The sequence below is a fragment of the Ferruginibacter sp. genome (genome assembly GCF_014377975.1).
Taxonomy (GTDB): domain Bacteria; phylum Bacteroidota; class Bacteroidia; order Chitinophagales; family Chitinophagaceae; genus Ferruginibacter.
In genome coordinates this window covers 1-16,974 of record NZ_JACMOO010000111.1, presented here as the reverse complement: position 1 = coordinate 16,974, position 16,974 = coordinate 1, and the positions used below count along the sequence as shown (strand labels likewise).

The window sequence follows — 16,974 nt, the reverse complement described above, 5'->3', positions numbered from 1 at the left end:
TTATAAAAATCAAGGTATAGTTCAGATTCTTGTTCTAAATCAAGTGCCTGAAAACCTATGGATGGAATATCTTGCCTGAAGGCTTCCCAATTATCATAACCGGCATAACTGGCTAAGATATTTAAGGTGTTTATGGAAGTATCTGTTTTTAAAATTGGTAAATGATTTTACTATTTAGCAGCAGTTATACACCAGGTACACGCATTGCTGGTAGCTTGGAATTATCCGGCTGCCCCAAGCCGATGGTGATTGAAAAACTGCAGAATAAAATTAAAAGACAATGCGAAGCAGATAAGGAGCGCTGAAAATGACACATAGTAAAAATACAATTGTCAGCCGGGTTTTTGGAAAAATGTAGTACGATCGGTCTTTTTTCAGTGTGCCCAAATGCTTATTGCGCCGTATTACTTTTGGTATATCATTGAAGAGCAGACAAATTTTAAAGTTTATAGCAAACTTTGGTGGTTCACATCATGGCAACTTTATATAGCTACGGGTGTAATAAGTTTGTATCGTACACTAAAAAACTGCATGAAAAAGATAATGGAAATTTTACTTGTGATGACATTAATCGGTAAAGGTTATGTTCATTCAGCAGCATTACAACAGATGAAAGGATTGATTGTTATTTCCTTTGAACGGGAGATAACAATTTGTCAAAATAAAGTGCGCAACGAAGATTCTATGAATTGCGGTCGCCTCATTTAAAAAATATTTTATGTAACAGCTAGTATATTTTTTGAACCAGGCTGGAGCTTCCTGCAGAAGTTTTGGTTGCCTGGCACAGTTTTGCCATATAACTTTACCCGTCAAATACATAAAAAATAAAATAAACTATAACATGTCAACAGCTACTGCAAACAACGAGCATATTTTTTTCCGTACAGCCAAACCAGCAATCATAAGGTTATGGCATTGGCTTACATTTTTATTCTTCACTGCTACTATCGCTACTGTAATATTTGCCTCAACATTATTTAAAACAAGTACCAATATCAGTATGGTGCAGCAGCAGGTGCATGAAAAAGGGGGTATTGTTACCAAAGAACAGGCCCGGAATGTGGCTCATGAATACAGTGATAAATTGTGGATGCTTCACAAGTACATTGGCTTTGGCCTTAGTTTCCTGATCTTCAGCCGTATCATCATTGAAGTAATAATGTCAAAGGAAAAAAAATTGGCAACAAAGATTCGTTCAGCGCTTGGTTATCCCGCAGGCACTGCAGAAAAAAAGCATTTTCTTTTTGTACAATACAGCTACGTGGTATTTTATATACTTTTTATTACAATGGCTTCAACAGGGTTGATACTTGCTTTTGAAGATGTGGAATGGTTAAAGCCGGTACATCATATAGCAGAAGAAACGCACAGTGTAGTACAGTGGGGATTATATACTTTTTTTATACTCCATATAGCGGGTGTTATACGGGCCGATCTTACTAAATATAATGGCATTATATCAAGGATGATAAATGGAAAAGAAAACAATTAAGATCTATGAAGGGATAATGCTAACTCAATAAAAAATCAACAATACCCATCCACTTTATAGTATGGGTAAGGAGCAAACAGCCGTTAACAAGTTAATAAAATATTGATGCATGCTTTATAAATACATATCCTGACCAATTTTTCAAAACAGGAAAAAGAGAGTAAATGTTGAAATGGGAATTAAAGGTGCAGAGAATTACTTTGAAGGATGAAGAAGATAAAGATTGGGAGAAAAAATGTGATGGATAAAATAAAAAGCGAAAAGACCTGGAAAAATAATCAGTCCGAACGTTTTTAGTAATATTATTTACCCTGCCTGATATTAACCTGAATAATTAATTTTAATTTGAGTGAGATAATATAGTAAAGCCAACTAAACTTTTTACTCTACTCAGGCTTTGAGATAACTATTGCGACGCTTTGATCAGCCCTTTTACAATTTCCATTTTCCTGTCGATGGCATTCCGCACACCCTCCACGGTAGGTGGAATAAAAAGATCCGGCGATACACCCCGACCGGTTTTTGTTATATGATTAAACTGAACAATTTTAAAAAAAGGAAGCCTCACCCTTAGCCTTGTATTGGTTAAGGTAATATCGGGAATCAGTAAGCCACTGTTGCCATACCAGCCTCCGCCGGTTTCTTCTCCCGCAAGGGTTATATTTTTTTGCCCCTTAACGGCATTGCAAAATATAGTGGTGGCAGAAAAACTGGGGCCGTTGATAAGCACATATATTTTTCCATCAAAATGATTATTTTTCTTTGGATGATACCAATGCCTTTCCCAATAACCAAAATGGAAATAACCATCTTTTTTCTTTTTAGTAACAAATAGTAAACCGATATTACTCAGCCAACCCTGGCTGATATATTTTGTATAAGGGCCAAATGATTTGGCTTTGGCGTAGGAGGTGTCAGCGATTTTAAAAGGTGTGTTGCGCAAATATTTGGTGAGCAGTGCAGACATGTTAACATCCCCGCCCCCATTGCCCCGCAAATCTACAACCAGGCTTTTTACCTGCTGCTGCCTGATGGTTTTAAAAGACTGTTTTATAAACGAACGCAGCCGCCTGCCACCGCCATTACTAAAAGTATTTAAGGTAATGATTGCGGTATTGATACTACTGTCAATGCTGAGGGAACGATAACTTTCCCGCCGTTCCTTATTAAGCAGCCGGCGGGGAGGCCTTGGTTCAAGCAAATGCTTTTTTCTTTTAAAAGAAGAATCAATCACAGGGTTAAACATGGGCAGTAAGGTAGTTTTTTCTGCGCCTGTACTGTCAGTATATCCAACCCGGTAATTTTTATAAATACCAAAAATATTGCGGTGGTAATAGGGAAAATTGCTGCTGATACGGATATAATTTACATTGTCTGCGTAGCCGTCAAGCGGCAGATATTGAAATAGTTGCTGAATCAATTCATGATTGCGGATACCGTTGATAGAATTGATGAGTGTGCCTTTTTTTATGATAGAATCTTTCCGGTTTAGGTTGCCGGTAACCACCATGGTATCACCCATTACTTTTAAAAATAATGGAAAGGACGGTGTTATTTTATCGCTGATATATTTGTTCCAGTGTTTGCTCATGTTAAAACTGGTATGTCCGCAGCGAATGTTGTGGGTAAGCGGTGCCAGCACCTGCCAGCCAAACTGAAGTTCCGTCATAGAATCCGCAATGGCATTGTACAAACTGTCAAAATAAAAATTCATGCTGTCCTTAGGTGTGTACCAATAAAGCGCCGGATGTTTTTTTTCCAGAATGTTTCTTAACAACGAATAATCTGCCTGCAGTTCCTGCCGGGAATACTTTTTGTTGGGCATGTAATTTTTATTGCTCACAGCGCAGCCAGCACCAATAACCAGTAGGGCAAAAAGAGGTAATAAAAACTTTTTTATCATGTGTGCTGTTGAATGCGAACTGCGATTTTAAATAACAGCAGTATGTATCATTTTATTGGGATGGGGGATTCATGTGGTTCCATCCCTGTGCTACCAGTTTGTGTTTATTGCCCCCCCTGGTTATGATATGGGTTCCTTCTTCGGCTTCCGTCATGTACCCAATTACACTGATCTGTTCGTTCAACACAATTTTATCATGATCCGTTTGCGACAATGTAAATAGTAATTCATAATCTTCACCACCGCTTAAGGCACAGGCTGTAGGGTCCAGTTCCAAAGAATATGCAAATTGGCGGGCGTCTTCATGAATAGGAATTTTATCCTCGTAAATAACACAGCCCAAATTACTTTCTTTGCAAATATGCAATGCTTCGCTGCTCAGGCCATCGCTTACATCAATCATAGAAGTGGGCATAATTTTATTCTCTGCAAAAAACTCAACAATATCTTTTCTTGCTTCGGGTTTTAATAAACGGCCAACAATATATGCCTGGTTTTCCAGGTCGGGCTGGGCACCGGTTTCCGCAAAAATTCTTTTTTCCCTTTCTAAAATTGTGAGACCCAAAAATGCCCCACCTAAAAACCCGCTCACACAAAGCAGGTCGCTTTTTTTTGCGGTACTTCTTTTTACAAAAGTATCTGGTGTAATTTCCCCGATAGCCGTTACAGAAATTACAAATCCTTTTTGAGAAGAAGTGGTATCTCCTCCCACCAGGTCTACGCCATATCTTTCGCAGGCAGCATACACGCCTTCATAAAATTCATCCATTGCTTCCAGACTAAAACGGTTGCTAAAGGCAATGCTCAGCGTTATTTGTGTGGGCGTGGCGTTCATTGCATAGATGTCGCTGATATTTACCACCACACTTTTATAGCCTAAATGTTTTAAAGGCGTATACATCAAATCAAAATGTATACCTTCTACCAGCATATCCGTACTTATCACTATTTGTTTTCCAAAATGATCCAGCACAGCGGCATCATCGCCCACACTTAAAACGGTACTGGCATTTTTTGTTTCGTTGTTTTGAGTAAGATGATCTATTAAACCAAACTCTCCCAAAGAAGTTATTTCTGTTCTTTCGCTGCTCATATTATGATACTATTTTTTTGCTTTTGTAAACAATCGTTATTAAATTATTATTTGAGCGTGTCCCTGGCTACGCAAGGGCCGGGCTATCCGCTGCAATCTTTTTTTCGTGCCTCAAAAAAGTATTTCCGCTTCTATCCCTCACGCTGCTATCCCTCCGAAAATTGAGGGGACACTGTTTTATAATTGTAATATCCATAATTCTGAAAAGCTTTATCAAACCAAAGGATGAGCAAATAAAATACAAATATCAAAAATGAAATAGATAAAATTATACTTGCGATGAATGGTAATGGATCTTTATAATAAGGCTTTTTTAAATTAATGTATGCTTCTTTTTTAAAATCCTCCAAAACAATTTCATCAATAAACAAGTCAGAACAGGTGTAAAAATTACTATGAAACTGATTAAGAAAATTATAGGAACAAATCCTCTTGACATTGCAGTTTTTAATAGTACCATGTTGTTTGGGAATTAATTTTTTTAAAAGAATTGCAAGCTCCTTTTCAATTCAATATCCTACAACCCGTTTCCATTTATTATCCCCAACATTTCATCATGTATTTTTCCATTGGTAGCCAATAAGTGTGGCTGATAAACAGAATAATAATCACCTGCAAAATCAGTTATTTTTCCACCTGCTTCTTCTACCATTAAAAAGCCCGCAGCACTATCCCAGGCTTGTAATTTGTGTTCGTAAAAACCATCAAATCTTCCGCAGGCTACCCAGCACAAATCAATAGCGGCACTGCCCAAACGCCTCACCGGAACTCCTTTGCGGATCAATTTTTCAAAAACCTGCAATGGTCCGTTGGGCGTGTCGAGGTACGTGTACGGAAAGCCGGTAACCAGACAACTATTTACTACGGCTGTTTTATTACTTACCGTTATTTTCTTATCATTTAAGGTTGCTCCCATGCCTTTTTCAGCAAAATAAAACTCATTCATTAAAGGGTTGTAAACGGCTCCCATTATTATTTGTCCATTGTGTTCCAAACCAATGCTGATGCAGCAAATAGGGATGCCGTTGGCAAAATTAATGGTGCCGTCAATGGGATCAATGATCCATTTATAGCTGCTGTCCATGACAATCTCACCCGCTTCTTCACTTAAAATATAATGAACGGGAAAATCATTTTTGATGATTTCAAAAATAGCTTTTTCAGATGCATGATCGGCTTCCGTTACCGGATTGTTGATACCTTCCTTGTTGGTAATTTTAAAATCGCCATTAAAAAAACGTACCAGTTCCTTTGCCCCCGCTTCCGTAGCCTTTATTAAGGTATTTTTTATCATGTTGCAAAGATAGGAAGAGAAAAGTTCCCTAAATCTCTGTGGTAGTTTGAAGTGCTAATACTGCAGGGAAGAATTTATTTTTCTAAAAGCTACAGTAGCAAATTGTAGTGGTAAAAAAAGGGTCGGCATTTCATGCAAACCCTTTTTGGAAATACCCTGTAATTGTTACACGCTTAAAAAGTCCGCCTTTGGAGGATATAGGCGGCTGCCTTACCCATTCAAACTACCCATCATTTGCTCCGCGTATCTTAAACCCTGTACAGCATCTTTTGGAAAAATTGCATCCAGTATTTGTAATTCATCTTTGCTAAATTCAACATTTAATGCACCCACATTTTCTTCTAAATATTTGATGTGTTTAGTGCCGGGAATGGGAAATAAAAAATCTCCCTGTGTCATTACCCAGGCTAATGCCAGTTGAGATGGAGTGCAGCCTTTTTGTTGGGCAATGTCTTCAACTTTTTTTACCAACGCTAGATTTTTTTTAAAATTGTCTCCCTGAAACCTGGGTGAAAACCGCCGGTAATCAGTAGCGTCAAAATCTTCAAAAGATTTTATCTGCCCCGTTAAAAAGCCCCTACCCAGCGGACTGTAAGGAACAAATGCAATGCCCAGTTCTTTACACAACGGTAAAATTTCTTCTTCAGGATCACGGGTAAATAAGGAGTATTCGCTTTGTATTGCGGATACCGGGAAAGTAGCATGCGCCCTGCGCAACGTGGCTGCAGATACTTCGGATAAACCAATCCCCTTTATTTTGCCAGCCGTTACCAGCTGCCCCATTGCACCTACTGTTTCCTCAATGGGCGTGTCGGCATCTACCCGGTGTAAATAATATAGGTCTATTACTTCTGTGTTCAATCTTTTTAAACTTCCTTCGCAGCTTGATTTAACATAGTCGGGTTTGCCGTTAATACCCCTACGGGTGGGATTTGAAGGGTCTCTTAAAATGCCAAATTTTGTAGCCAGTGTAATTTCTTTGCGGATACCCTTTAAAGCTTTGCCTACCAATTCTTCATTAATATATGGGCCATACATATCTGCCGTATCCCAAAAAGTTACACCAAGTTCAAAAGCCCGGTGCAGCGTTTTAAGTGATGCTTCATCATCTCTTGCACCATAAAACTCACTCATACCCATACAACCGATACCCAGTTGCGAAGCAGTTAGCCCTTGCAAGCCTAATTTTTTAATTTGCATAAAGTTGTTTTTTGTAAAGTTAAAAATGCATCAGTAATAATGTGCGTTAACCGCCGCACAATGTTGAATTTTGAATAGTGCCATAAAAAATCGTATTTCGTACATTTAAACAAAATCTTTTGCAACTCTCTGTTATCATAGTCAATTATAATGTTAAATATTTTACAGAGCAATCTTTGTACAGCGTTGTAAAAGCCTGTAAAAACCTGGAAGCCGAAATTATTGTAGTGGACAATAATTCAACCGACGACAGTTATACCTTTTTCAGCAATAAGTTTGCCAACGTACATTTTATCTGGAATAAAGAAAATATTGGTTTCTCCAAAGCCAATAATATCGGGCTGCGGCAGGCAACTGGCCGATATATTTTGTTTTTAAACCCTGACACAATTGTTGCAGAAGATTGTTTTGAAAAATGCCTTGTGTTCTTTGAATCTGCTGCAAATATTGGTGCTTTAGGAATCAGGATGATTGATGGCACTGGCAAATATTTAAAAGAAAGTAAGCGTGGGTTCCCAACATTAATAACTTCCTTTTTTAAGCTCAATGGCTTTGCAGCATTGTTTCCATATTCCAAATTTTTTGCCCGTTATTATGCAGGGCATTTATCCGAAAATAAAAATCAGGAGGTAGATGTTTTAGCGGGTGCATTTATGCTGGTTAATAAAAAAGTATTGGATGAAATTGGAAGTTTCGATGAAGATTTTTTTATGTATGGGGAAGATATTGACCTTAGTTACCGGATTCAAAAAGCAGGGTACAAAAATTATTATTTTTCAGAAAGCACGATTATTCATTTTAAAGGTGAGAGTACAAATAAAGATAACCTGCAACACGCAAAAGTGTTTTACGGAGCAATGAATCTTTTTGTTAGAAAACATTATAGTGGCGTTAAGGCAGCATTGTATAGCTTTTTTATTTATTCAGTGTTAGGAATAAAAACTGTGAACACACTGTTTGCCGGCGTATTTTTTCCAAAATCAGACATCGGGAATAACAAAACAGGTAAACACTTGCCTGCTCTGCTTGTTGGAGGTAAGGAGACATGTGAATCGCTGGTCATTTTATTAAAAAATACAACTGCAAAATTACAAATAATAGCAATAGTTGATACCAATACGCCTGTTAACAATACAAAGGATACACTGCCACAAGTGCAGGAATTAATCAATAAACATTGCATTGAAACAATAATTTTTTGTGTGAATGATTTTTCGATAAAAAAAATAATTAATATCATTCAATGTATACATCCGAAGGTTAATTACCAGTTTTACAGCACTGGATCGTGCTTTATTGTGGGTAGCACTAAAATCAATAAGGCGGAAAATTGGGTTGCACTCTGTTAAGCCCGGTTAATTTTAAAAGATGGTAGTGCAATTATTGTTTCAGTAACGGGATAAAAAAAGCCATTCCTTACGAAATGGCCCATATTTACTAACCCGGAAAAACCTTTTTTAAGTGGCTTGCATTTCAGCAATTTTAGCCCTGATCTTTGCTTCAATTTCTTTCGCCATTTCAGGATTGTCGTTCAGTAATTGTTTTACCGAATCCCTGCCTTGTCCTAATTTATTGGTATCATAACTAAACCAGCTTCCACTTTTTTGTACAATACCCAACTCTACACCCATATCTATAATTTCTCCTGTTTTGGAAATACCTTCTCCAAAAACAATATCAAACTCCGCTGTTCTAAAAGGAGGAGCTACTTTATTTTTTACCACTTTCACCTTTACACGGTTGCCAATGGCTTCGTCACCATCTTTTATCTGTGCCATACGGCGAATGTCCAACCGTACAGAAGCGTAAAATTTTAGGGCATTACCACCAGTAGTAACCTCGGGGTTGCCAAACATAACACCAATTTTTTCCCGTAACTGGTTAATGAAAATACAGCAGCAGTTTGTTTTAGAAATAGTGGCGGTTAGTTTACGCAATGCCTGACTCATTAACCTTGCATGTAAACCCATTTTACTGTCTCCCATTTCACCTTCCAGCTCACTTTTTGGTACCAGGGCTGCTACTGAATCTATTACTACCACATCTACCGCACCGGATAAAATTAAACGATCTGCAATTTCTAAAGCCTGTTCACCATAATCGGGTTGAGAGATCAGTAAGTTATCAATATCCACACCTAATTTTTGTGCATACGCACTATCAAAAGCATGTTCCGCATCAATAAAAGCACACATGCCGCCTTTTTTCTGTGATTCTGCAATTACATGTGTGGCAATAGTGGTTTTACCGCTACTTTCCGGCCCATAAATTTCTATTACTCTTCCTTTTGGCAACCCGCCAATACCCAATGCCACATCCAGGCCCAACGATCCCGTGGATATTACTTCCTGCTGAACATGGGGCTTATCTCCCATAATCATAACCGACCCTTTGCCAAAATCTTTATCGATTTTGTCCATTGTTAATTTAAGGGCCTTTAATTTTTCTACGTTAGTGTTGCTCATTGTGATGTTTTTTAAGTGATGTATCTTGTTTCGCGTTTGTAAAAATATATAGGACTTCAAAGATAATAGCTTTCTTTTATTAACACTAATAAATTTAGTATATTTAGTAAAAAAATTAGTTTTACTAAATAAAACAATGTTTTGCTTAACTAAACGCTTTTTGGAGGGCATAAAAAAACCTGCTCTGGTTAACAGAAACAGGGTGCGTCAGGCACTGAAAATTAGTAGAGTTAAAATCAAGGGTATTAAAAACGGATGGAAAAACGGGCAAAAAATTTATTCTATGGAATTCAAAAGTTACTACTCATACCTGAACAATGTAAAGTGACGATAGTTATTTTACATTACCTATACCCGAAACTGTTAGTTTTTTGCCTGCAATTGCGTTTTTGTGATATTTTTTGAACATATAACCTGCAAACAGTTTTAAAATGACAATAGCTTTAGAAGTATAATTTCGATGGCATATAAATATTTCCCCACAGCGCTGTATGCCCAAAACGCTATTCGTAACTTCGCCGTATGCGGAACTATTTAGATGAATTGAATGCGCCTCAACGGGAGGCTGTGCTACATAAAGACGGGCCAATTATTATTATTGCCGGTGCCGGCAGTGGTAAAACAAAAGTTCTCACCACCCGGATTGCCCACCTCATGGGGGCTCATGGCGTAGATGCTTTTAATATTCTGGCACTCACATTTACCAATAAAGCTGCCAAAGAGATGAAAGAAAGGGTGGAAAAAGTATTGGGCAATTCGGAGGCCCGCAATTTATACATTGGCACCTTCCACAGTGTGTTTGCAAGAATTTTGAGGGCAGAAGCGAACAAGATTGGTTATCCCAATAATTTTACCATTTACGATACGGATGATGCCAAAAGCGTAATTAAAACCGTGCTGGCAGAACTGGAACTTGATCCGGCGTACTACAAACCCAATACAGTGTACAACAGAATTTCAAGTGCTAAAAATAGTTTGATTGGACCGGCAGAATATATCAACGATCCAACCATTCAACAGGAAGATGCAAGGTCAAACCGGCCCATGATTGGCCAGATCTATGCCGCTTACGCCAACCGTTGTTTTAAAAATGGTGCTATGGATTTTGACGACCTGTTGTTTAAAATGTACATCCTTTTAAAAAATCATCCGGATGCATTGAGTAAATACCAGCGCAAGTTTAAATATATTATGGTAGATGAATACCAGGATACCAATACCTCACAGTACGAGATAATGAAATTACTGGGTGCCATGCATGAAAATATTTGTGTAGTGGGAGATGATGCACAAAGTATTTACAGTTTTCGCGGAGCTACCATTGAAAATATTTTACAGTTTGAAAAAGATTACGATGATGTAAAAGTGGTAAAGCTGGAGCAGAATTACCGCAGTACAAAAAGTATATTGAGCGTTGCCAACGAAATTATCGGAAACAATAAAAACCAGATACCCAAAAAACTGTGGACCGACAATACACCGGGCGATAAAATAAAACTAGTGCGTACCGCCACTGATAACGAAGAGGGAAAATATGTAGCTGATACGATTCAGGAAGAAAAATTGCGCAATCATTATTTTAATAAAGAGTTTGCTATTTTATACCGTACCAATGCGCAAAGCCGGGCTTATGAAGAAAGCCTGCGACGCATGAATATTACTTACCGCATTTATGGGGGCTTGTCTTTTTACCAACGAAAAGAAGTAAAAGATTTTATTGCGTACCTGCGGCTGGTGGTTAATCCACAGGATGAAGAGGCATTGAAAAGAATTGTAAATTATCCCACCAGGGGCATTGGTAAAACCAGCATGGACAGAGCTGTGTTGTCTGCCAACGAAAATAATATTACGCTGTGGGAAGTATTGACCAAAGCTTCCGGATTTGGATATAAAGCTGGTACATTGGAAGCCATCAATAATTTTGTGTTGATGATAAGAATGTTCCAGAGCGAATTGCTGAAAAAAAATGCATACGATCTGGCCATCATTGTGGGTAAAAGTACCGGCATTGTAAAAGAGTTGTTTAATGATAAAACCACCGAAGGGTTGGCGAGGTATGAGAACACACAGGAATTATTGAATTCTATTAAAGAATTTACCGAAACACCCATGAATGAAGAAGATGGTGAAGTGGGAGATAAAAGTCTGGGCAGTTATTTACAACAAATTACCTTACTAACGGACACAGATAATGATAAAGAAGATGCAGATAGCGTAAAACTGATGACGATTCACGCAGCCAAAGGTTTGGAGTTTAGTTGTGTATTTGTAGGAGGTTTGGAAGAAACCTTATTTCCCAATGCCATGAGCATTAATACCAGGGAAGAGCTGGAAGAGGAACGCAGGTTATTTTATGTAGCCATTACAAGGGCCAAGAAAAAACTTTGGCTTACCTATGCCAATGCACGGTATCGTTTTGGACAACTACAGCAAAATGAACCAAGCCGGTTTATTGACGAAATGCCCGGAGATTTTATTGATAAAAGTTTTGCCGGCGGCGGTATCAGAAACCAGGGTGGCAGCGGCCACAGCAATAACTGGGGCGGAAGTTCATTTGATAAAACGGGAGCGGGTGGCAACAGTTACAAGGCAGCTGAAAGTCCTTTTAAAAAAGAAGAAAAAAGCAGACCTGCTTATTTGGTGCCCACCAGGCCGCAAAATAAGGAACATACGCCTACCGCAGATTTTGTAGCAAGTGATACCAGTAACCTGCAACCAGGTCAAAAAGTAGAACACCAGAAATTTGGTTTTGGGGATGTAATAAAAATGGAAGGTGCGGCACATAATCCTATTGCAACAGTACACTTTGAAATAAACGGTGAAAAAAAAATTATGTTGAATTACGCCAAATTGCGGATACTGGAATAGAGCAATACCCGGTATAAAAAAGCTTATTTTAAAAGATAAGTTTCGAAATAGGAAATTATTGCCCTTTCAAATAGTCAACAAAGTGCCGTAACAAACCTTTGTGACAGGATTTTGTTAACTTTACATTGAAATTTTTAAATACATTTTATGATTAAGACAGGCAATCCGGTAATAAGTATATATACAGAAATGACTCCCAACCCTGAGACAATGAAATTTGTTGCCAACAAATTACTGTATCCGGGAAAGAGCATTGATTTTCAGGATGAGTTAACAGCAGCGCCATCTCCGCTGGCACAGGAGCTTTTTACATTCCCGTTTATTAAATCTGTTTTTATAGCCAGTAATTTTGTAACACTTACAAAAACTATTGATACCGATGACTGGCAGGATGTAATCCCTACCATCAAACTTTTTTTAAAAGAATATCTGGAGGAGGGCAAAATGGTTGTTAATGAAGAAGCGGTTGCTAACATGAAAAGTGAAAGCAGTAATGAGGTAAGTGCAGATGATGACGACGTAGTAAAGCGGATTAAAGAATTGCTGGAAAATTATGTAAAACCTGCCGTTGAAATGGATGGAGGCGCTATACAATTTAAAAGTTATGAAGACGGACGCGTAAACCTGATGTTGCAGGGAAGTTGCAGTGGATGCCCATCTTCTATGATTACATTAAAAGCAGGTATTGAAGGGATGATGAAAAGAATGATTCCTGAAGTAAAGGAAGTGGTGGCCGAAGCAGAATAATTTTTTTGGATCTGAAATAAATAATTGAAAGCATCTCAACTGAGGTGCTTTTTATTTACCATACCATCTGGCCCATGCTATCAATATAAATTGCAGGGGGAATAAACGCACCCATGCAACCCATGCCGGTACACAAAGTTGAATGCTCATACAACCTCCTTTTTGTATCATGTAAATATGCGCAGGAATAAAAAGAATCAATAAGGCAATGATGCCATAAGCTCCAGCTTTTCTGGTAAATGGAAATAGTAATAAACTGCCAAAGAAAATTTCACCTGTTCCGCTGGCCATATTTATAAACTCATGAAAAGGTAAATAGGGAGGAATCAATGGATAATAATTTTGCGGGTGTAAAAAATGATTGATACCTGACACCAGGTAAAATACCGCCATTATTATCAAACTAATTTTTTTTATCATCGTGCAATTTTAAGGAATGTCTTTTCTTTTAAAGATAAAGGTATAAATTGATGCTCTAACAGCTACCATGACTGCAACACAAATATACCAGCAATTTATACAGGATATCAGCCGTACCACCTGGTACGAATATGTTGCTGTATTTACAGGTATTGCCAGTGTTTGGTACAGCCGCAAAGAAAATATCCTGGTGTATCCCACAGGGCTAATCAACACCGTTATTTATGTTTATCTAAGTTTTAAAGGTGGCTTACTGGGTGAAGCGGGTGTAAATATTTACTACACCATCATGAGTTGCTATGGCTGGTTTTTATGGACAAAAAAAGATCAGCAACAACACCTGGTTTTGAAAATAACCACCGCCTCTCTAAAAGAATGGATGCGACATCTTGGTTTTTTTGCCGTGTTTTATACAGCCATTTTTTTTGCACTTACCTATTTAAAAAAAGATTTTGCGCCAGGTGCAATTCCCTGGGCGGATGCATTTGCTTCGGCTACTGCATTTACCGGCATGTGGCTAATGACAAAAAAGAAAGTAGAAAGCTGGTACTGGTGGATAGCAACTAATATTTCGTCGATACCTTTGTATTTTGTAAAACATTATGTTTTTACAAGCGTATATTATATCGTGCTTTTAATAATGGCATTTGCCGGTTTATTTGAATGGTTGAAAAGAAAAAATACTCCGCTAAATTTACAAGTATGATTAAACCCGCTACCTACTGCCAGGTTATCCATCTCATGAAAACGGATGTACAAAAGCTGCATAAAAAATACCATGACAACCAATATGGATTTCCCATTGAAGATGACAACGAATTATTTTGCCGGTTGATACTGGAAATTAACCAGGCCGGTTTGAACTGGACAACCATTTTAAAAAAACAGGAAATATTCCGGAAAGCCTATCACAATTTTGATATCAAAAAAGTGGCTGCTTTTAAAGATGCAGATGTGCAGCGATTGTTGAATGATGCAGGTATTATCCGAAACCGGCTTAAGGTGAACGCGGCTATTGAAAATGCCAAAACAATTGTTACCCTGCAAAAAGAATTTGGATCATTTAAAAAATGGCTGGATAAGCAGCACCCGAAATCCAGGGAAGAATGGACACAGCTTTTTAAAAAAACTTTTCGTTTTACAGGAGGCGAAATTGTGAATGAATTTTTGGTGAGCACTGGTTATTTGCCAGGAGCACACGATGCATCATGCACGGTGTATAAAAAAGTAATCAAGGCAAAACCTTTGTGGAATAAAAAATAAATATGCTAAAAAAGATTGTGATAATTGGTCCGGAAAGTACAGGTAAAAGTTCTTTGTGCACACAATTAGCTTCCTATTATAAAACTGATTGGGTTAAAGAATATGCCCGGGAATATTTACTGGAAAACGGCACTGCGTACACGTTTGAAAATTTGCTGGAAGTGGCCAAAGGGCAAATTGAACTGGAGGAAACAGCCATTGAAAATATGCTGCAAAGCGATACCGGATTACTGTTTATTGATACCAATATGTATGTGATGAAAGTATGGTGCGAATTTGTTTTCGAGAAATGTCATCACTGGATTTTGAATACAATTGTTGAAAGAAAGTATGACCTGTACCTGCTTTGCAATATTGATCTGCCCTGGGTAAAAGATGAGTTAAGAGAATATCCGGACCTGGTAACAAGAGAAAAATTATACCATCATTACAAAGACATCTTGCTAAACCAACAAGTGCCTTGGATAGATATCTGTGGTAATTATGAAGAACGGTTACAAAAGGCAATTGATGCAGTAAATGAATTAACATAATTAAAACCAACCCTTTTTTCTAAACATTACAATCATCCAGATAGGGATGATCAGCATGGAACCCACTGCTGCATAAAATCCCCGGTCGTTGTTCAACCAGGGTATTTTTTCAAAGTTCATTCCGAATATACCACCTATAACAGTGGCGGGTGCCAGTAAACAGGTTACTACGGCCATTACCTTCATTACCTCGTTCATACGCAGGTTTACATTGTTCAGGTAAAGATCCTGCAGGTTCATCGTAATATCGCGATAGTTTTCAGAAAGATCATTTGCCTGGATGATATGATCGTACACATCTTTAAAATACTTCAACGTTTTCTCTTCAATCAAATCACTCTCAGTTCTTATAAAACCATTAATAACTTCCCTCACCGGCGCAATACTTCTTTTAAGAATGATCATTTCCTTACGCAATAAATTTATGTTTGCCAATGCAATACTGCCTGCACCGTTTTGAATTTCTTCTTCTATATTTTCAATGCGTTCACCCAGTTTTTCCATTACAACAAAATAGTTATCTACTATCATATCCAGCATGGCATAACATAAATAATCGGGGCGGCTTTGCCTTAACTTACTGGCGGCAATTTTTAATTTATCCCGTATAGGATTAAACACATCCTTATTTGCTTCTTCCTGAAAAGTTAGTACAAAATTTTTACCCAACACAATGCTTATCTGTTCCTGTTCTACCTTGTATAGCTCGTCATTGTAAAAAAGCATATTGCAAATACAGAATAAAATATTTTCAATCTCATCCATTTTTGGCCGCTGGCCAACGCTTTGTATATCTTCCTGTATCAGCGGATGTACATTGTAATAATTACACAATGCTTCCACATCAGCTTTGCGTATGCCCTCTATATTTATCCAGGTAATTTTATTATTGTTCAGATAAGGATAGCATTCGGCAATGCTGATGAGTTTTCTTTCTTCTATAACTAAAGTATCAAAATCGTACACATAAATATTGATCTCTTTGGCTTCTGCCCGCTGTGGTACTTTTGTTGGATTAACCTTTACAATTTCTTTGGTACGACTGATGGTAAAAGGAGAAACAAGTTTTTGAATGTAATATTTATTACGGCGCATGTATAAACAATTATACTATTTTTTACAAAAAAAGATCAATGAAAATTAAGCAATTAAAATGGGATAAATAAAATAACGGGCTTCAAAGAATTATATAAAAGCCGAAGTTTTATTTGCGTAAGTTCTTAATTTTTAAAGCAGGGTTTTCATTGTTTGTACTTTCGGTACTTTTTTAAATGCAATGTATCTGGTTGTTTATTTTGCGTAACTGTACATTATAATGTCAGAAAGAATTTCAGAATTTTTTCCCTGCAGTATAAATAAATTTATTTTTCTGATTTTTCTTCTGTTTATAAACCGCTCAACCACCAAATAAATATATTTTAATGGATTCTTTATTTGGTGATGTATAATTGGAATAGCCAAATTTTCAACACTTAAATAAGACCACCAGCTAAGTTTATTTGTAGGTAATTGTTTTACATCTGCCCATCTAAAATCTACATTATGAATGTGATCATAAAAACGAAATTTGGTTAACCGGATTGCAGGCTTTTTTAGTACAAGTCTTAAAAACGCCCTGAATATTCTTGAAAATGTAGGGATCATAACTAGAAATGTAAAAGCTATTATTAAAAGCAGTTTCAGTTTATTATCAACC

The 16,974-nt window shown here is 37.4% G+C and carries 17 protein-coding genes; 9 read left to right on the top strand and 8 right to left on the bottom strand.

Going from position 1 to position 16,974, the window contains the following annotated elements; translation table 11 throughout:
- Positions 1 to 161: 161 nt before the first annotated feature.
- The 3 genes from H7254_RS06655 to H7254_RS06645 all read left to right on the top strand — a co-directional run bounded on the left by H7254_RS06655 (position 162) and on the right by H7254_RS06645 (position 1,492).
- Positions 162 to 305, top strand: a complete 144-nt coding sequence (locus H7254_RS06655; RefSeq protein WP_301932227.1) for a hypothetical protein — start codon at positions 162 to 164, stop codon at positions 303 to 305.
- Positions 306 to 531: 226 nt separating this feature from the next.
- Positions 532 to 708 carry a hypothetical protein gene (locus tag H7254_RS06650; protein ID WP_301932226.1) on the top strand — a complete coding sequence of 59 codons (177 nt, stop codon included), beginning with the start codon at positions 532 to 534 and terminating at the stop codon, positions 706 to 708.
- Between the two features lie 133 nt (positions 709 to 841).
- Positions 842 to 1,492 carry a cytochrome b/b6 domain-containing protein gene (locus H7254_RS06645; protein WP_301932225.1) on the top strand — a complete coding sequence of 217 codons (651 nt, stop codon included), beginning with the start codon at positions 842 to 844 and terminating at the stop codon, positions 1,490 to 1,492.
- Between the two features lie 406 nt (positions 1,493 to 1,898).
- Here the strand turns inward: H7254_RS06645 and H7254_RS06640 are convergent, their stop codons facing one another.
- The 4 genes from H7254_RS06640 to H7254_RS06625 all read right to left on the bottom strand — a co-directional run bounded on the left by H7254_RS06640 (position 1,899) and on the right by H7254_RS06625 (position 6,982).
- Positions 1,899 to 3,395, bottom strand: coding sequence for a S41 family peptidase (locus H7254_RS06640; RefSeq protein WP_301932224.1), 1,497 nt, complete (start codon positions 3,393 to 3,395; stop codon positions 1,899 to 1,901).
- A 52-nt stretch (positions 3,396 to 3,447) separates the two neighbouring features.
- On the bottom strand, positions 3,448 to 4,488 hold the full coding sequence (gene thiL, locus H7254_RS06635; protein ID WP_301922539.1) for a thiamine-phosphate kinase: 1,041 nt from the start codon (positions 4,486 to 4,488) through the stop codon (positions 3,448 to 3,450).
- A gap of 517 nt (positions 4,489 to 5,005) precedes the next feature.
- Positions 5,006 to 5,782 carry an inositol monophosphatase family protein gene (locus tag H7254_RS06630; protein ID WP_301932223.1) on the bottom strand — a complete coding sequence of 259 codons (777 nt, stop codon included), beginning with the start codon at positions 5,780 to 5,782 and terminating at the stop codon, positions 5,006 to 5,008.
- A 210-nt stretch (positions 5,783 to 5,992) separates the two neighbouring features.
- Positions 5,993 to 6,982, bottom strand: a complete 990-nt coding sequence (locus H7254_RS06625) for an aldo/keto reductase (protein ID WP_301932222.1) — start codon at positions 6,980 to 6,982, stop codon at positions 5,993 to 5,995.
- A 119-nt stretch (positions 6,983 to 7,101) separates the two neighbouring features.
- Between H7254_RS06625 and H7254_RS06620 the strand changes: the two genes are divergently transcribed.
- Positions 7,102 to 8,331 carry a glycosyltransferase family 2 protein gene (locus H7254_RS06620; RefSeq protein WP_301932221.1) on the top strand — a complete coding sequence of 410 codons (1,230 nt, stop codon included), beginning with the start codon at positions 7,102 to 7,104 and terminating at the stop codon, positions 8,329 to 8,331.
- A gap of 108 nt (positions 8,332 to 8,439) precedes the next feature.
- Here H7254_RS06620 and recA read toward each other — a convergent pair whose 3' ends face one another.
- Positions 8,440 to 9,447, bottom strand: a complete 1,008-nt coding sequence (gene recA / locus H7254_RS06615) for a recombinase RecA (RefSeq protein WP_301922535.1) — start codon at positions 9,445 to 9,447, stop codon at positions 8,440 to 8,442.
- Positions 9,448 to 9,969: 522 nt separating this feature from the next.
- On the opposite strand from recA, the gene H7254_RS06610 reads away from it, so the two are divergent.
- Positions 9,970 to 12,315: an ATP-dependent helicase gene (locus H7254_RS06610; RefSeq protein ID WP_301932220.1), complete on the top strand. Its 2,346-nt coding sequence runs from the start codon at positions 9,970 to 9,972 to the stop codon at positions 12,313 to 12,315.
- Positions 12,316 to 12,462: 147 nt separating this feature from the next.
- Entirely contained in the window at positions 12,463 to 13,062 is a 600-nt protein-coding gene (locus H7254_RS06605; RefSeq protein ID WP_301932219.1) for a NifU family protein, read from the top strand.
- Positions 13,063 to 13,113: 51 nt separating this feature from the next.
- Here the strand turns inward: H7254_RS06605 and H7254_RS06600 are convergent, their stop codons facing one another.
- On the bottom strand, positions 13,114 to 13,482 hold the full coding sequence (locus tag H7254_RS06600) for a MauE/DoxX family redox-associated membrane protein (RefSeq protein ID WP_301932218.1): 369 nt from the start codon (positions 13,480 to 13,482) through the stop codon (positions 13,114 to 13,116).
- A gap of 67 nt (positions 13,483 to 13,549) precedes the next feature.
- Here H7254_RS06600 and pnuC point away from each other — a divergent pair, with 67 nt between their 5' ends.
- The 3 genes from pnuC to H7254_RS06585 are packed head-to-tail and all read left to right on the top strand — an operon-like array spanning position 13,550 to position 15,278.
- Complete coding sequence (gene pnuC, locus H7254_RS06595; protein ID WP_301932217.1) at positions 13,550 to 14,188, top strand: nicotinamide riboside transporter PnuC; 639 nt, start codon at positions 13,550 to 13,552, stop codon at positions 14,186 to 14,188.
- Positions 14,185 to 14,745 carry a DNA-3-methyladenine glycosylase I gene (locus tag H7254_RS06590; protein ID WP_301932216.1) on the top strand — a complete coding sequence of 187 codons (561 nt, stop codon included), beginning with the start codon at positions 14,185 to 14,187 and terminating at the stop codon, positions 14,743 to 14,745. Before pnuC ends, H7254_RS06590 begins: the two co-directional genes overlap by 4 nt.
- Before the next feature lie 2 nt (positions 14,746 to 14,747).
- The gene (locus tag H7254_RS06585; RefSeq protein WP_301932215.1) at positions 14,748 to 15,278 is read left to right on the top strand and encodes an AAA family ATPase; all 531 of its coding nucleotides are present in this window, start codon (positions 14,748 to 14,750) and stop codon (positions 15,276 to 15,278) included.
- On the opposite strand, the gene corA is transcribed toward H7254_RS06585, so the two are convergent.
- A complete protein-coding gene (gene corA, locus H7254_RS06580; protein WP_301932214.1) occupies positions 15,279 to 16,373 on the bottom strand; it encodes a magnesium/cobalt transporter CorA in 1,095 nt (364 codons plus the stop codon).
- Between the two features lie 195 nt (positions 16,374 to 16,568).
- On the bottom strand, positions 16,569 to 16,974 hold a 406-nt coding region (locus H7254_RS06575), incomplete at its 5' end, for a hypothetical protein (RefSeq protein WP_301932213.1).

What these genes read in the sequence shown, in the direction of transcription:
- H7254_RS06655 (WP_301932227.1), top strand. Translation starts at nt 162, where the DNA reads ATGATTTTACTATTTAGCAGCAGTTATACACCAGGTACACGCATTGCT.
- H7254_RS06650 (WP_301932226.1), top strand. Translation starts at nt 532, where the DNA reads ATGAAAAAGATAATGGAAATTTTACTTGTGATGACATTAATCGGTAAA.
- H7254_RS06645 (WP_301932225.1), top strand. Translation starts at nt 842, where the DNA reads ATGTCAACAGCTACTGCAAACAACGAGCATATTTTTTTCCGTACAGCC.
- H7254_RS06640 (WP_301932224.1), bottom strand. Translation starts at nt 3,395, where the DNA reads ATGATAAAAAAGTTTTTATTACCTCTTTTTGCCCTACTGGTTATTGGT.
- thiL (WP_301922539.1), bottom strand. Translation starts at nt 4,488, where the DNA reads ATGAGCAGCGAAAGAACAGAAATAACTTCTTTGGGAGAGTTTGGTTTA.
- H7254_RS06630 (WP_301932223.1), bottom strand. Translation starts at nt 5,782, where the DNA reads ATGATAAAAAATACCTTAATAAAGGCTACGGAAGCGGGGGCAAAGGAA.
- H7254_RS06625 (WP_301932222.1), bottom strand. Translation starts at nt 6,982, where the DNA reads ATGCAAATTAAAAAATTAGGCTTGCAAGGGCTAACTGCTTCGCAACTG.
- recA (WP_301922535.1), bottom strand. Translation starts at nt 9,447, where the DNA reads ATGAGCAACACTAACGTAGAAAAATTAAAGGCCCTTAAATTAACAATG.
- H7254_RS06610 (WP_301932220.1), top strand. Translation starts at nt 9,970, where the DNA reads ATGCGGAACTATTTAGATGAATTGAATGCGCCTCAACGGGAGGCTGTG.
- H7254_RS06605 (WP_301932219.1), top strand. Translation starts at nt 12,463, where the DNA reads ATGATTAAGACAGGCAATCCGGTAATAAGTATATATACAGAAATGACT.
- H7254_RS06600 (WP_301932218.1), bottom strand. Translation starts at nt 13,482, where the DNA reads ATGATAAAAAAAATTAGTTTGATAATAATGGCGGTATTTTACCTGGTG.
- pnuC (WP_301932217.1), top strand. Translation starts at nt 13,550, where the DNA reads ATGACTGCAACACAAATATACCAGCAATTTATACAGGATATCAGCCGT.
- H7254_RS06590 (WP_301932216.1), top strand. Translation starts at nt 14,185, where the DNA reads ATGATTAAACCCGCTACCTACTGCCAGGTTATCCATCTCATGAAAACG.
- H7254_RS06585 (WP_301932215.1), top strand. Translation starts at nt 14,748, where the DNA reads ATGCTAAAAAAGATTGTGATAATTGGTCCGGAAAGTACAGGTAAAAGT.
- corA (WP_301932214.1), bottom strand. Translation starts at nt 16,373, where the DNA reads ATGCGCCGTAATAAATATTACATTCAAAAACTTGTTTCTCCTTTTACC.